We start from the raw sequence: 15456 nt of genomic DNA on the forward strand, positions 1-15456 counted from the left end.
GGGGTCACTCCCACTCGATGGTGCCCGGCGGCTTCGAGGTGACGTCGACGACGACTCGGTTGACGTCCCGCACCTCGTTGGTGATCCGGGTGGAGATCTTCGCCAGCACGTCGTACGGGATGCGGGACCAGTCGGCGGTCATCGCGTCCTCGGAGGAGACCGGGCGCAGCACGATCGGGTGGCCGTAGGTGCGGCCGTCGCCCTGGACGCCGACGCTGCGGACGTCCGCGAGGAGGACCACCGGGCACTGCCAGATCTCACGGTCGAGGCCGGCGGCGGTCAGCTCCTCGCGGGCGATGGCGTCGGCGTCGCGCAGCAGGTCCAGGCGGTCCTTGGTGACCTCGCCGACGATCCGGATGCCGAGGCCGGGGCCCGGGAACGGCTGGCGCTGGACGATCTCCTCCGGCAGGCCGAGCTCCTGGCCGACCATGCGGACCTCGTCCTTGAACAGCTTGCGCAGCGGCTCGATCAGCTTGAACTCGAGGTCCTCGGGCAGACCGCCCACGTTGTGGTGCGACTTGATGTTCGCGGTGCCGGAGCCGCCGCCGGACTCGACGACGTCCGGGTACAGGGTGCCCTGGACCAGGAACTCCACGGCCGGGCCCTCGTCCGCGATGATCTCGGCCTGCGCCTGCTCGAAGACGCGGATGAACTCGCGGCCGATGATCTTCCGCTTCTCCTCGGGGTCGGAGACCCCGGCGAGGGCGTCGAGGAAGCGGGCCTCCGCGTCCACGACCTTCAGCTGCACGCCGGTCGCGGCCACGAAGTCCTTCTCGACCTGCTCGGTCTCGCCCTTGCGCATCAGACCGTGGTCGACGTAGACGCAGGTCAGCTGGGAGCCGATGGCCTTCTGGACGAGGGCTGCGGCCACGGCGGAGTCGACGCCGCCGGACAGACCGCAGATCGCGCGCCGGTCGCCGACCAGCTCGCGGATCGCGGCGACCTGCTCCTCGATGACGTTGCCGGTGGTCCAGTCCGGCTTGAGGCCCGCGCCCCGGTAGAGGAAGTGCTCCAGGACCTGCTGGCCGTGCGTGGAATGCATGACCTCGGGGTGGTACTGGACGCCGTAGAGCTTCTTCTCGTCGTTCTCGAAGGCGGCTACGGGGACGACGTCGGTGGACGCCGTGACGGAGAAGCCCTCGGGGGCGGCGGAGCAGGCGTCGCCGTGCGACATCCACACGGCCTGCTCGGCCGGGGTGCCCTCGAAGAGGGTGGACGACGACTTGGAGACGTGCAGGTCCGTGCGGCCGTACTCGCGGGCGCCGGTGTTGTCGACGGTGCCGCCGAGGGACTGCGCCATCAGCTGGAAGCCGTAGCACATGCCGAAGACGGGGACGCCGGCCTCGAAGAGCGCGCCGTCGAGGCGGGGGGCGCCCTCCTCGTACACGGACGAGGGGCCGCCGGAGAGGATGATCGCCGCCGGGTTCTTGGCGAGCATCTCCGACACCGGCATGGTGCTCGGCACGATCTCGCTGTAGACCCGCGCCTCGCGGACTCGACGGGCGATGAGCTGGGCGTACTGCGCGCCGAAGTCGACGACCAGGACGGTGTCGGGGGCGGCGGCAGCGGGAGTCGCTGATGACACGGGAGCCTTCCGGCGGTTTGGGCTGGTCTCTGTGCTAGCCGATTCTACCGAGGTGGCGTGGGGACAGTCCCGCCGCTGGGGGCTGCCGCCCCCGGACCCCCGCTTCGGCGCTGGACGGGCCTCGTCCTCAGCCGCCGGACGGGCTGGTCGTCCGGGCGGGCGTCTCAGGATTCGAGCGCCTTTGGCCGCCGCCCCCGCGCCGTGCATACTGGCCGCATGCTCGCGCACACGACCTTCGTCTTTACCTATGGCACCCGGCCCGCCGGCTGCCATGGTCGTGCTGCTCGAAGCAACTGACGAGCGACTTCCCCAGGCGCCCCGGGCCGACAAGGCCCGGGGCGTCTGGCGTTCTCCGGGGCTTGCCGGGCCGGGCCGCCTTCCACCCCAAGGAGCCCTCCATGACCGTCCTCGACGTGACCGGCGCCCGTACCCCCGAGGCCGCCGACGTGATCAGCGGCGCCCGTGAGCGCATCGACGCGCTCGACGACCGGATCATCGGTCTGATCCAGGAGCGGATGGCCGTTTCCGCGGTGATCCAGGACGCCCGGCTCGCCTCCGGCGGCCGGCGCGTGAACCTCTCCCGCGAGATGGAGGTCCTCGGCCACTACAGCGAGGCCCTCGGCAAGCCGGGCACGTCGCTCGCGATGACGCTCCTCGAACTGTGCCGCGGTCGCATCTGAGTTCGGGACCGCTCTCACCCGTACGGCGCGTGACCGGCCGGGGGCGGGTTCGTTGGTCCCGGTGTCCGTTCCAGCCAGGTGCGGGCCCGGAAGAAACCACGCGTGGCTCGCTGGAGCGATGAGACGCACGGATCGCTGTCGTGCGTCGTGGGACCTCGCTCCAGGGATGTGACCGGACGGCAGGGGACAGCAGCCCGGTCACCCAAGAGAACGGTCGGCCCCGGGGACGCCCGGGGCCGACCGGCGGAAACCGTGAAAACGCACAAGGAGCGGGTCGAACGGTTGCGGGTGCCGCCCTCATCCAGCACGATGCACAGAAGGCCCCGAACAGCCGAAACTCCCCCAGATCGTCACCCCGCACCAGGGGCGACACCCATACCAGCGGCGCAACCCCCCGGCGCCGCTCCCAGGCACCGGCGCTGCCCTGACGCCGGTGCTGACGGAAGAAGGGCCCCGCGGATCCGTCCCGCGGGGCCCTTCGCCGTGCCCGGAAGACCTGTCATGTGACGCGGGCCACATAAAGATCGTGTGAGAACAGCACAACTGTTCACAGCTTCAACGGGTCACACCTACTGCACACGGGTCACTCCTGCTCTACACGAGGTCTTCATGAAGCTCCGCCGCGCCATGGTCACCATGGCGGCGACCGCTGCCATCGCACCGCTCGCTCTTCTGTCCGGGCCCGTCGCCTTCGCCGACGACAGCGCGCCGTCCCCGAGCGTCTCCTCGTCCGAGAGCAGCTCCGCCTCCGCCTCCCCCTCCGAGGGGTCGAGCGCCGACGCCTCCTCGTCCACGTCCCCCAGCCCTTCCGGCTCCGTCTCGGCGTCGCAGAGCGGGAGCACCGCGAGCTCGCCGTCCGCTTCGGTGTCGAACTCGTCGAGCACCAAGCCGTCACCGTCCGCGAGCACCCCGGCCGGCGACGAGGGCGCCTTCGACCCGGAGATCGACTGCGAGGACATGGAGCTCGACGAGGACCTCTCGGCCGAGGTCACCGGGCTGCCGAACAAGATCGTCGCCGGTTCCGGCTGGCACGACTTCGAGTACACGGTGAGCAACGACTCCGCCAAGGACCTCAAGGACCTGTACATGGAGGTCATGCTCGAGTACGGCGACGACACGGACGCGTCCCTGGTCGAGAACCTCGCCGTCATCCAGGTCAAGGAGGACGGCAAGTGGACCGACGCGTACCAGGACTCCTACGAGGACGAGAACGGCAAGCAGGTCAACCTCACGGGCACCTTCACCGGCCTGCTGGACGTGCTGGAGAAGGACAGCTCCGCCTCCCTCGACCTGCGCATCCAGGTCAAGGCGTCGGCGCCGGCCGGCACGGCGTTCGCGCTGAGCGGGGCCGTCTACGCCGGCAAGGACTCCGCGTGCTACGGCAACGGTGACTTCTACGACGTCGAGATCCTCGCCGCCGGCGGCAAGCCGGGCGACGTCGACGACGCGAAGCCCAACGGGGACAAGCCCACCGGCACCGACGGCACCAAGGTCCAGGGCGGCGCCAAGCCGATCAGCGGCAGCCTCGCCCAGACCGGCTCCGGCTCCGCTCTGCCGGTGATCGCCCTGGCCGGCGGCGTCACCGTCCTCGCGGGCGTGGGCGTGGTGTTCGCGGTGCGCCGCCGCAAGACGGCGTGACCCCGAGCCGGCGCTGAGGCCGGCCACGGACGAAGAGGGACCTGCACTCGGAGGGGGGCGCAGGTCCCTCTTTCACATGCGCCCGCGCCAAGAGCACCGCGCACCCCCGCTCCAGGAGCACCACGCACCCCGCCCGAGCTCACCGCGCACCCCACGCCGGGCGCCCCGCACGCCCCACGCACCCCGGCTACTTCTTAGGCGGCACCGCCGGCATCCCCAGGAACGGCAGCCGCAGCGCACCGAAGGCGTCCGCCGGGACCGCCGGCGTCCTCGGCTCGACGGGCTTCAGACGCTCGTACGCCGCGCCCTGCGCCGGGCGCGGGTCCTCCTCGCCCTTGTTGGGCCAGTAGGACATCGCGCGCTCCGCCTGGGCGGTGATCGTCAGTGACGGGTTGACGCCCAGGTTCGCCGAGACCGCGGCGCCGTCGACGACGGAGATCCCGGGGTGGCCGTAGAGACGGTGGTAGGGGTCGATGACGCCGCTCTCACGCGAGTCCCCGATGGGGCAGCCGCCGAGGAAGTGCGCGGTGAGCGGGGTGCCCATCAGTTCGCCCACGTTGGAGCCGGCGAAGCCGTTGATGTCGGCGGCGATCGCGGAGGCCGCCTCCGAAGCCGCCCTGATCTGCTTGGGGTTGGGACTGCCGTGCCCCTGCCGTGCGGTCAGCAATCCCTTGCCGGGGCCGGACTGCTTCAGGTACGTCGTGAGCGAGTTGTCCAGGGACTGCATCACCAGGCCGATGATGGTCCGCTCCGACCAGCGCCGGTTGGACAGGGAGCGCAGGACGAGCAGGGGGTGACGGGCGGCGTGCGCCAGCCAGCCGGCCACCCTCGACGAGCCCTCGGCGTAGGGCACTTGGAGGATGGACAGGCCGCCCATCGAGTTGGAGCCCTTGCCGTAGCGGACCGGCTCGATGTGGGTGTCGTCGTCCGGGTGGATGGAGGAGGTGATGGCGACGCCGCGGGTGAAGTCGACCTTCTCGTGGCCCGTGGCCCTGCGGTAGCGGCGGTCGTCGGTCTGGGCGCCCACCAGGGCCTCGGAGTTGGTGCGGGTCAGCTCGCCGAGCCGGTCGGAGAGGTAGGGGAGCCGGCCGCTCTCCTTCATGCGGTGCAGGAGGGTCTGGGTGCCGTAGGTGCCGGCGGCGAGGACGACCCTGCGGGCCGTGAACGTCCGCCCCCCGCCCTTGCGGCGGTCGTCGGTGGGCAGGGTGGCGATCGCGTAACCGCCGCGCGAGTCGTCCGTGACCGAGACGACCGTCGTCAGCGGGTGCACGACCGCACCCGCCTTCTCCGCGAGGTAGAGGTAGTTCTCGTTGAGGGTGTTCTTCGCGCCGTGCCGGCAGCCGGTCATGCACTCGCCGCACTCCGTGCAGGCCTTGCGGGCCGGACCCGCCCCGCCGAAGTAGGGGTCCGGCACCTCCTCCCCCGGCTTCGCCCGCGCCGACCCGTCGGCGTCCTGACCGTCGCCGAAGAACACGCCCACCGGCGCCATGTGGAAGGTGTCCCCGACGCCCATCCGCTCGGCGGCCGCCTTCAGGTGCACGTCGGAAGGGGTGGTCGTCGGGTTGAGGCGGACGCCGAGCATCCGGCGGGCCTGGTCGTAGTACGGCCGGAGCTCGTCCTGCCAGTCGGTGATGTCACGCCACTGCGGGTCCTCGAAGAACGGCTTCGGCGGGACGTAGAGGGTGTTGGCGTAGTTGAGGGAGCCGCCGCCCACACCCGCGCCGGCCAGGACCATGACGTTGCCCAGCAGATGGATGCGCTGGATGCCGTACAGGCCGAGCCGGGGCGCCCACAGGTAGTTCCTGAGGTCCCAGGAGTTCTTCGGCAGCGTGGCGCGGGTGAAGCGGCGGCCCGCCTCCAGGACGCCCACGCGGTAGCCCTTCTCGGTGAGGCGGAGGGCCGTCACCGAGCCGCCGAAGCCCGATCCGACGACGACCACGTCGTAGTCGTAGGTGTCCTGTGGCACGTGCTCTCCTCGTCGAGAACGGGTGTTCCTGCCGAACGGCTCGCGGGCCCGGGCGCCCCTGCGGCCCCCGGGGACTACTTGAACCGGAGGGTCTTCATCAGCTTCAGGCTGCGGCTCATGAACTGCGCGTACTTCTCGTCGTCCATGCCGAGCGAGGGCGCCATCGGCAGCAGGCGCTGGTGGGCCACCGTCTGCGCCTCGGTGTACTTGAGGATGCCCTCGGAGCCGTGGCGGCGGCCGAGGCCGGAGTCCTTCATGCCGCCCATCGGGGACTGGACGCTGCCGTAGGCGGGCGCGTAGCCCTCGTTGACGTTGACCGTGCCGGTGCGCAGCCTGGCGGCGACATCGCGGCCGCGGCGCGCGCTCGTCGTCCACACGGAGGCGTTGAGCCCGTACGGGGTGGAGTTGGCGCGCTCGACCGCCTCGTCGTCGCTCTTGAAGCGGTAGACGGAGACGACCGGCCCGAACGTCTCCTCCGTGCACACGCTCATGGAGTCCTCGACGCCGTCGAGGATGGTCGGCTCGAAGAAGTACGGGCCGATGTCGGGGCGCGCCACACCGCCCGCGATCGCCTTCGCGCCCTTGGCGAGGGCGTCCTCCACGTGCTGCTCGACCGCCTTCAACTGGCGCTCCCCGGCGAGCGAGCCCATGTCGGCGCCGTAGGCGAGGGAGCTGCCGAGCCGCATGGCCCGGGTGCGGGCGGCGAAGCGCTCAAGGAAGGCGTCGGCGATCGACTCGTGGACGTACAACCGCTCGATGGATATGCAGAGTTGGCCGGCGGAGGAGAAGCACGCGCGGACCGCGCCCGCGGCCGCCTTCTCGATGTCGGCGTCCTCGAGGACCAGCATGGCGTTCTTGCCGCCGAGTTCCAGCGAGACGCCGATCAGGCGGGCGGCAGCGCCTTGCGCGACTTCGCGGCCGGTGCGGGTGGAGCCGGTGAAGGAGACGTAGTCGGCGTGCCGGACGACCTCGGGGCCCACGACCGGGCCCTCGCCGAGGACGACCTGGAAGACGCCCTCGGGCAGGCCCGCCTCGACGAGCAGGTCCCGGGCCCACAGAGCGGTCAGGCAGGTCTCGGTGTCCGGCTTCATGACGACGGCGTTGCCCGCGGCGAACGCCGGGAGCGCGTCGCCGACGGACAGCTCCAGCGGGTAGTTCCAGGGGGCGATCTGCCCGACGACCCCGCGCGCGTGGCGCAGCTCGGTGACCTTCGTCAGGGTCGGGATGGCGCCGGCGTGACCCTTGGGCCTGAGGTAGGCGGGGGCCTTGCGGCCGTAGTGCCGGGCGGCGACGGCGACCGCCTGCACCTCCTCGTGGGCGTGCAGCCGCGCCTTGCCGGTCTCCAGCTGGATCAGGTCGAGGACCTCGCCCTGGCGCTCCAGGATCAGGTCGTGGAAGCGGAGCAGGACCGCGGCACGCTCGCGCACCGGGACCCGCTCCCAGACCCGCTGGGCGGCGCGGGCCGCCTCGTACGCCTTCTCCACGTCCTGAGGGGTGGACTCGGGCAGGTCGGCGAGCTTCTCGCCGGTGAAGGGCGTGTGGTTGGCCGTGCGCCCGGAGCCCACGACGCCCTTGGTGAGGTGGGCGACGAGCTGGGGGGTGACCACGTCCGCGGCGGTGCGGACGCCGGTGGGGGCGGGGGCGAGGGGATTGGTACCGGCCGGGGTCTTGGTGCCGGTGCTGTCCGTGGCCTGCGAGTCCGTCATGAGGCGCAGAGTATGACGCGCGAAGGCCTTTTGGTACCCGTCGGTAATAGTCGTTCACCGGGTGCGCACACGACGCCAGTGGTCACTGGCAGCGAAGCCGCTGATCAGGCGGGGTGCGTCAGTGCTCACCGACGTCGTCGGTGCGGACGAACAGTTCGAGGACGCGGGCCGCGCGGCCGGCCGGACCGCGGGTGGTGTCGGCGAGGACGCCCAAGACCGTTCGGGGCGTGCGGCTGAGGGGGCTCACACCCGCTCGGCTTCACGGAACGATTCCTCAGGCTCCTGGACCGCGGGCGGCGTCCGCCCCTCCGCCACCGCCTCCAGCACCGCGGCGACCTCCGTCGCGGACGGCCTGCGCTCGGGGTCCCGCTCCAGCAGCCGTACGAGGAGCGGGCGCAGCGGGCCGGCCTCCTTCGGTTCGGGTCGCCCGTCCGCGGAGCCGGCGTGACCGGGGGCACGCCCTTCCACGGCGGCGTACAGCAGGACGCCGAGCGACCACAGATCGGCGGCGGGCCCGGCGGCCCCCAGCCCGCAGGTACGCTCAGGCGCCACGAACTCGCCGTGATCCAGGAGGAGTTGGCCCTCACCCTGCACGGGCGCGTCCTCGCCCTGGGTGTCGGCGATGCCGAAGTCCGTGAGGACGACCCGGTCGGGCGGGGCGAGCAGGACGTTCGTGGGTTTCACGTCCCGGTGGACGATGCCCACGGCGTGCGCGGCGCGCAGGGCCCCCAGGACGGCGTGGCCGATGCGGGCGGCCTCGGACGGCGGCAGCGGGCCGCGCCGCAGGACCTCGTCCAGGGACTCGCCGCGGACCGACTCCATGACGATCCAGGGCAACGCGTCCTGTCGGCCCTGGTCCTCCTCCATCACCACGTCGTGGATGGCGACCGCGGAGGGGTGGTCGACGCGGGCGGCGGCGCGCGCCTCCCGGTACAGACGGTGAGCGGCTCTGCGCTGCTCCTCGTCATCGGGATCGTCGGGCGAGTGGGGCCGCTTGACGGCGACTTCGCGTTCGCCGACCTCGTCGTGCGCCCGCCAGACGGTGCCCGTGACGCCGGAACCGATGCGTTCCAGCAACCGGTAACGCCCGCCGACTATCCGGCCCTTGTCGTCTTCGGGCTCCCCGTCGTCAGTCATGTCCCATGACTACCACGGAGGGCCCGGCGTAGACCGGCACGACGTGTGGCGGGCGTCGCAGGGCGGCGGGACGGACTCCTGCGCGTCAGGCGGGGACCAGCGTGTCGACCGCCACGTCGAAGTACTCCCGCGCCTGCCGGACTTCGCCGACCGGCGCCGACACCCACACGTCGTACATCCGGCCGTCCTCCTCCCAGCACAGGTCGTAGGTGTGCCGGCGTCCCTCCGCCGCGCTGAAGCCGTCCCAGCTGAACTCCCATAGCGCGGCGGGACGTCCGTCGCGTGTGGTCTCGGTGACACGGCCGTCGCGGTAACCGGGGTAGTCCCGGCCCCCCTTGGCGGCCGAGCGCCGCATCACGCCGAGCGGGCCGCCCTGTTGGGGTGCGGAGATCTTGATGCCCAGGCGGAACCTGTCGCCCTGCGACATGTAGAAGACGCGCTCGCCCTGCGGGACGCGGGTGAACCCGTCCGGCACGGCGAGCGCGAACCCCGCCGGGTCGTCGGCGACGCGGTACCCGGAGGGCGCGGAGGGCCGCTCCCTGCCGGACGTCCCGCTCGTCCGCGAAGGGCCCGCACCGGTGGCCTCCGCCCCCTTGGACGATCCCGTGGACGACGACCCCGTGGACGACGATCCCGTTGAGGATGTTCCCGAAGGCGACGACGCTGCGGGCGGCGATCCCGCCTGTGACGCCCCCGTCGGCGAGGCGCTCGTGGGCACTCCCGGCGCGGAACTCGCCGCCGGGCCGCCGTCGTTGCCGCCCTGGTCCACCAGCAGCGCCGCCGCGGACACCCCGGCCCCCGCCATCGCGGCGACCAGCAGCGCCGCCACCAGCACGCCCCTCGGGGAGCGCTCCCGGCCGGAGCCCGCCTCCTCGGAGAGCGGGGGCTGCCCCAGCGGCACGTCGGCCTGCGTGGGCGTGTACCCGACCGCCGACCGCGCCGACGCCGTGCGCCCGGTGTTGCGCCACCCCGACAGCGTACGTCCGGTGTCCCGGGCCGTCTCCGGCGTGCGCCCGGTGTCCAGGAAGGCGCGCAGCAGGCGCTCCGCCTCCGCCGCGCCCATCCGCCGGTCGGGGTCGCGCTCCAGCAGCCCCCGCACGACGGGCAGCAGCGGCGCGGCCTGTGGGGGCGTACGGATCTCGGCGAAGACGACGGCGTGCAGGATGCCGCCCAACGAGTCGCGGCGGAACGGCGATTCACCGCTGAGCGCGGTGCACAGCAGCGCGCCCAGGGACCACAGGTCGGACGCCGGGCCGGTCCGCTCGCCGGACATCCGCTCGGGCGCGGTGTACTCGGGCGAGCCGACGAACGACCCGGTCTCGGTGAGCGTGGTGGCCCCCGCGACCTGGGCGATCCCGAAGTCGGTGAGGACGGCGCGGCCGGTGCCGGCCTCGATCAGGACGTTGGCGGGCTTGATGTCCCGGTGCAGCACTCCGGCGGCGTGCGCGGCGCTCAGGGCGCCGAGCAGGTCGGCGCCGATCCGGGCCGCCTCGCGCGGCTCCACGGGGCCGCCTTCGGCGATCCGGTCGGCGAGCGAGCCGCCGTCGACCAACTCCATCACGATGTAGGGACGTTCGTCCTCCTCGACGACGTCGTGCACCACGATGATGTGCGGGTGGCTCAGCTGGGCGACCGCGCGGGCCTCACGCAGCGTCCGGTCGCGCCGGCCACGGGCCTCCGCCGCGGAGAGCGCGTCGTCCTGGACCAGTTCCTTGACGGCGACGCGCCGCCCCAGCAGCCGGTCGGTGGCCCGCCAGACGACGCCCATGCCACCGCGCCCGAGCCTCGTCTCCAGCCGGTAGCGGCCGGCGATCACCCGGCCGTCGTCCCCCTCGGTCCCCATGCGCCCCATCATGCCGCACCGGACGGCACGCCTCCGGGGCGGCGACCGGCCAAGTCACACACACGGCCGGAGGGCGCGGAGCGGAGGGCGGCGCACGCTCCGGCTCAGGAAGCGCCCGACGGTTCGCGCCAGCTCCGCAGCACGGACTTGAACTGCTGGGCGGCGGTGTCCCAGTCCTCGGCCGGCGAAGACATGTAGATCACGTATTCGGTGCCGTCGCGGGCGATGTACGTCTCCTCGATCGCGCGCCGCGGGCCGGGGAACGGCGTGTCCTTGGCCTGCGCGGTCCAGGAGTACTCCCACTCGGCGCCGTCGCGGTCGCGGTAGAGGTTCCGCTCCAGCGTGACCCGCTTGTAGTCGACCAGCCGCTGCAACTGCTGTTCCAGGTCGAGCTGGTGAGCGAGGGGGTCGGCGAAGTCCGGGGAGGCGTCGATGGCGATGCGGACGAAGTGCTCGCCCCCGTCGGGCGTGTAGTCGATCTGCTTGAGGTCGCCTGCGTCCTGGAACACCTGGCGCTTCCAGCCCGGGGGCAGGGAGAGCCCGAAGCCGAGGGGGTCGGTGACCTTCTCCCAGGAGTCGGGCACCGCGCCCTGCTCGGCGCGCTTGTCGGTGGGCGTCGGCGAGGTGCCGGGCGTGGCGGTGCCGGCGGTCGAGCGCCGGCCCTCGTCCCACTTCTGCAACGTCAGCGCCGTACCGCCGCCGACCAGCGCGGCGACGACGACCACGAGCGTGAGGTTGCGCAGTTTCCGGCGGCGCGAGGAGCGCGTCGGCTCGGCGGGGGCCTGCGAGGAGTGGACCGCCACCGGCGGCACCGGGCCCGGACCGGCCGGGGCCGCCGGGCCGACGGGAGTCTGGCCGGCAGGGGGCCGGCCGACAGCGGTCGGGACCGTCCCGTACGGCTGGTGACCGGGCTGGGCGTGGGGCTGCGTGTCGTGCCGGTGCCGGCCTGCCGCCTCGGCGGAGCCCGGAGCCGCGGTCACCGCTTCCGACGCCGCAGTGCCGTACGAGCCTGCCGTCCCGGGCCACTGATGACCGCCCGTGCCCGCATCCGCGCCCGTGCCGCCCGTCCGGTAGCCGCCCGTGCCGTCGCCGGTGAACCGCGTCGGTACGAACGCCTGGGCGCCGCTCGGACGGCGGCCCTCCGCCGCTTCGGCGAGCAGTTGTTCGGCCTCGGCCATGGTGGGCCGGTCGGCCGGGTCCTTGCGCAGCAGGGCGGTGATCACGGGTTCGAGCGGGCCGGCGTGGCGCGGCTCCTCGGCCTCCTCCTCGACGACCGCCTGGAGGGTGGTCAGCGGCGAGGTGCGGCGGAACGGCGAACGGCCCTCGACCGCCGTGTAGAGGGTCGCGGCGAGCGCCCACAGGTCGGAGGACGGGCCGGGGTCCTGGCCGCGGACCCGCTCGGGGGCGAGGTAGTCGACGGATCCGACGACCTCTCCCGTGCGGGTGATGGTCGTGTCGCCCTCGATCTGGGCGATGCCGAAGTCGGTGAGCAGGACCCGCCGGTCGTGGGCGAGAAGCACGTTGCCGGGCTTGACGTCACGGTGCAGGACGCCGGCGGTGTGCGCGGCACGCAGCGCGCGCAGCACCCACAGGCCGATCCGCGCGGCCTCGGTGGGCTCGACGCGCCCGTCCTCCTTGACCGCGTCGGCCAGCGAGCGGCCCTCGACCAGCTCCATCACGATCCAGGGACGGCCGTCGTGTTCGAGCACGTCGTGCACGGTGACGACGGCCGAGTGGTTGATCCGCGCGGCGGCGCGGGCCTCCGCCCGGGTGCGTGCCAGCAGGACGGCCTGGTCGCTCTCGGAGACGTACAGCGCGGCGGTCAGTTCCTTGATGGCGACGGCCCTGTGCAGCAGCTCGTCGTGCGCACGCCACACACGGCCCATGCCGCCGCTGCCGATCGCGTCGGCGAGCCGGTAGCGGCCCGCGATGAGCGAGCCCTGCATCTGATTCACGTTGCCCCGCAATGTTCTTGACAGGGTCAGCGTAAAGACCGTCACCCTTTCGGGGAACAAGCGGGGTGGCAAGGAAACCGCACTGTGACGGTTGTCGCTTCCTGGCCGGAACGGGAACCGATCGGGCTTCGGGCCTGTCGCGAAGTCCCGTCCGGCTCAGCCGGTGTACCGGTACGTCGCCGACGCCTGCTCGAACAGCCGTGTCACCTCGTCGCGCTCGGCCGCCGGGCCGCGCACCTGGACGACGTGGTAGCGCCCGTCGAGGAGCAGTGCGAGGTTGCGAACGAACAGCTCGCGCCCGCCGGCGCCCGTCCATGTGAACTGGCCCTCGGCCATGGTCCGTCCGCCCACCTGGATGGTCCGCAGTCCCGACGCGGTGGCCCAGCTGGAGTCGCGGTACGGCTGGAGTTCGCTCTCCTTCTCCCGCTGGTAGACCATCGGGTCGCCGCCGAACCGGGCGGCGGTGTCCCGGCCGGGGACGAGGATCAGCTCGAAACTGCCATGGGAGTACACCACTTGACCGCGCCCGTTCCTGGGCGCGCGGTCCCAGCCGTTGGCGACGGCGACCTGGAACCCCTCCGCGTCCTTGCGCACGGTGAAACCCGGCGCGGCGCCCGCCGCGGACCCGGCCGAGCCGGACTGCGTCGCCGTCCCTCCGGATTCGCCCGAGCCACCGGAGGCCGGGGCGGAGGCGCTCTCGTCGGCCGACGGCGAGTTCTGGTCGGGCCGGGGCGCGCTGCTCGCGTCGGGCGCCTGTTCGGCCTGGCCGGCGGCCCCGGTGCGGTCGGCTCCGGGCGTGCCGCCCGAGTCCTCCTCGCCGGCCTTCGGCATGAACAGCACGGCGTACGCGATCGCCGCGGCCATCGCCAGCAGTATCAGCACCAGCAGTGTGCGGCCCAGGCTGCGGGGCGAGCGGCCGGTCTCCTCGCGGGCCCGCTTGTGCCGTCCGCTGGTCGCGGGCAGACCGGCGCGCCGCCTGCGCACCAGCTCGCCCCGGCGGCGGACGATCGGCAGCCGGCGCGGATCGGTGGGCGGCGCGGCGACGACGTACGTGCCCGCCTCGGGCTCGGGGGCCGAGCGCACCAGCGACCGCAGCCAGCCGCTCAGTTCCTCGACCTCGGGCCGCTCGGTGGGGTCCTGACGCAGCAGCGACTCCACGACCGGGCGGAGCGGGCCGCACTCCTCGGCGAAGGCGGGCGGTTCGGCGCAGACCAGCTGCACCAGTTCCGCCGTCGAGTCCTCCGGGTACGGGGCGTGTCCCTGGACGGACCTGAACAGGAGCGCGCCGAGCGCCCACAGGTCGGTCGCGGGTCCGATGGGCGCTGCCAGCTGCCAGTTCTCGTGCACGGGCCCGGCCTGTTCCGGCGCCCAGCGTTCGGTGACGGGGCCGACGACGGCCATCCGCGCCTGCCGTGCCCGTTCGGCGGCCAGCGCGGTGGCGGGCCCCCGGCGCACCCCGGCCCCGGCCGCCGGCTCGTCCCATCGCGCGCCGGCCAGGGTCTCGCCGCCGGCCGCGACGCCCTGCGGCGGTACGGGCACCGGCCCGATCGCAGCCGCGCCCGGAGCGTGCGCCCCGCGCGTCCCGTAGGGGTCGGCGATCTGCCCCGGCCGCGCACCGCCGCCCGGGCTCCCGGGCGGCTGCTCCCGGCCGGTTCCCAGGGCGTACGGCGCACCGGTGGCCCGGGCGTCGCCCTCGGACGACGTGCGCGCTCCCGGCAGCGCCGCCCGCCCGCTCTGCTGGGCCTCCTGGACCCGGGCCGCCGCCCGCGCGCCCGCCCGGTAGGCGGCGATCGCCCCGGCGCGCGCGGCACGGATGTCCCCGCCGGTCTCCAGTGCTCCGGGGGCCGGTCCGCCGGACGCCCCGTCGGCGTCGGCGCGCTCCGGGCCGGCCGGCGGCAGCCCTCCGGCCGCCCGCGCCTCGATCGCCGCCCGGCGCGCGGCCTCGGGGTCGCCCCCGTCGGCTCCGCCCGCGAGCTGCCCCGCCCGATGCCCGCCCGGAAGCGGCCGCGCGTGCCCTGCCGTGCCGCCCGCCGGGCCGGCCGGACCGCCGAAACCAGGCGGACCTCCGAAGCCGCGCGGACCTCCGAAGCCGGGCGGTCCTCCGAGGCCGACCGGTCCGGCACCCGGCCCCTGGCCCGGCCCCGCACCCGACAGAGCGTCAAAGTCCGTGCCGATGTCCTCGGTCTCCTCCTGCGGCACCGGGTCGTACCCGCACAGCGCCTCCTCCGCCGCGCCGACCGCCAGGCCGGTCAGCATGACCCGGCCGTCGTCGCAGACGAGGACGGTGCGTGCGGTGATGTTGCGGTGCACCCAGCCGTGCGCGTGCAGCACTCGCAGCGCCATCAGCACGTCGGAGGCGACCTCGGCGGCCCGGTACGGCGTCAGCGGCCTCTCGGCGAGCAGCGCCGCGAGCGGTCGCGCCGCCACCAGCTCGCTCACCACCCACAGCGAGCCGCCCTCGGCGAACACGTCGAAGACCTGGTCGAGCCGGGGATGGTCGGGGATGCCGGCCGCGGCCTGCGCCGCGTCCACCGCGCGCCGTACGACCGGATCGGCGGGCCGGCGCGTGCCGGCCCCCGCGCGTCCCGCGGGCCGCCGCGCGCCGGGCGTACGCGCCGTGAACCCGTCGGGCAGCCCTTCCGCGTCGAGCACCTCCGCCTCGACGACCTCGGGCAACGGCACCTGCCTGACCAGGACTTCCTGTCCGCTGTAGGTGTCGAAGGCGCGGGTCTCGGCGAGTTCGTACTCGTCGGAGGGCGGCAGCGGCAGGCGGTAGCGGTCGGCGAGCACCCGTCCCGCATAGTCGTCCACGATGCCTCCCCCGGCCGCCCGGTCGATCAATTCCGTTCGTCCCGCGGTCCGTTCCGGCCGGATCCGGCCGAACAGCCGGATGCGTACGGTCCGCGGCCACTCACGATACGTGCCGGAGGCAACTCGCAAGGAGGG

Annotated in this window: 11 protein-coding genes; 2 read left to right on the forward strand and 9 right to left on the reverse strand. The window is 73.4% G+C overall.

What is annotated here, in order from left to right; translation table 11 throughout:
- Positions 1-4: 4 nt before the first annotated feature.
- On the reverse strand, positions 5-1585 hold the full coding sequence (gene guaA, locus ACFYXA_RS20015; RefSeq protein ID WP_389034506.1) for a glutamine-hydrolyzing GMP synthase: 1581 nt from the start codon (positions 1583-1585) through the stop codon (positions 5-7).
- A 398-nt stretch (positions 1586-1983) separates the two neighbouring features.
- Here guaA and ACFYXA_RS20020 point away from each other — a divergent pair, with 398 nt between their 5' ends.
- A complete protein-coding gene (locus ACFYXA_RS20020; RefSeq protein ID WP_130441173.1) occupies positions 1984-2265 on the forward strand; it encodes a chorismate mutase in 282 nt (93 codons plus the stop codon).
- A gap of 569 nt (positions 2266-2834) precedes the next feature.
- Here ACFYXA_RS20020 and ACFYXA_RS20025 read toward each other — a convergent pair.
- Entirely contained in the window at positions 2835-3152 is a 318-nt protein-coding gene (locus ACFYXA_RS20025) for a hypothetical protein (protein WP_389034510.1), read from the reverse strand.
- Between ACFYXA_RS20025 and ACFYXA_RS20030 the strand changes: the two genes are divergently transcribed.
- Positions 3130-3903 (forward strand): LPXTG cell wall anchor domain-containing protein, encoded by a 774-nt coding sequence (locus tag ACFYXA_RS20030; protein WP_389034513.1) that lies wholly within the window; start codon positions 3130-3132, stop codon positions 3901-3903. The genes ACFYXA_RS20025 and ACFYXA_RS20030 overlap by 23 nt on opposite strands.
- A 187-nt stretch (positions 3904-4090) precedes the next feature.
- On the opposite strand, the gene ACFYXA_RS20035 is transcribed toward ACFYXA_RS20030, so the two are convergent.
- From ACFYXA_RS20035 to ACFYXA_RS20065, 7 genes are all read right to left on the reverse strand, one after another.
- Positions 4091-5869, reverse strand: a complete 1779-nt coding sequence (locus ACFYXA_RS20035) for a GMC oxidoreductase (RefSeq protein ID WP_389034516.1) — start codon at positions 5867-5869, stop codon at positions 4091-4093.
- A 74-nt stretch (positions 5870-5943) separates the two neighbouring features.
- Entirely contained in the window at positions 5944-7575 is a 1632-nt protein-coding gene (locus tag ACFYXA_RS20040) for a succinic semialdehyde dehydrogenase (RefSeq protein WP_352248655.1), read from the reverse strand.
- A gap of 118 nt (positions 7576-7693) precedes the next feature.
- Complete coding sequence (locus tag ACFYXA_RS20045) at positions 7694-7822, reverse strand: hypothetical protein (protein ID WP_352248657.1); 129 nt, start codon at positions 7820-7822, stop codon at positions 7694-7696.
- Positions 7819-8712: a serine/threonine-protein kinase gene (locus tag ACFYXA_RS20050; RefSeq protein WP_389034521.1), complete on the reverse strand. Its 894-nt coding sequence runs from the start codon at positions 8710-8712 to the stop codon at positions 7819-7821. Before ACFYXA_RS20050 ends, ACFYXA_RS20045 begins: the two co-directional genes overlap by 4 nt.
- 85 nt (positions 8713-8797) lie before the next feature.
- Positions 8798-10555: a serine/threonine-protein kinase gene (locus tag ACFYXA_RS20055; protein WP_389034524.1), complete on the reverse strand. Its 1758-nt coding sequence runs from the start codon at positions 10553-10555 to the stop codon at positions 8798-8800.
- A gap of 104 nt (positions 10556-10659) precedes the next feature.
- Complete coding sequence (locus ACFYXA_RS20060; RefSeq protein WP_389034527.1) at positions 10660-12501, reverse strand: serine/threonine-protein kinase; 1842 nt, start codon at positions 12499-12501, stop codon at positions 10660-10662.
- 165 nt (positions 12502-12666) lie between these two features.
- Positions 12667-15321, reverse strand: a complete 2655-nt coding sequence (locus ACFYXA_RS20065; RefSeq protein WP_389034530.1) for a protein kinase — start codon at positions 15319-15321, stop codon at positions 12667-12669.
- Between the last annotated feature and the right edge of the window lie 135 nt (positions 15322-15456).

The organism is Streptomyces sp. NPDC002566 (genome assembly GCF_042889585.1).
Lineage (GTDB): Bacteria > Actinomycetota > Actinomycetes > Streptomycetales > Streptomycetaceae > Streptomyces.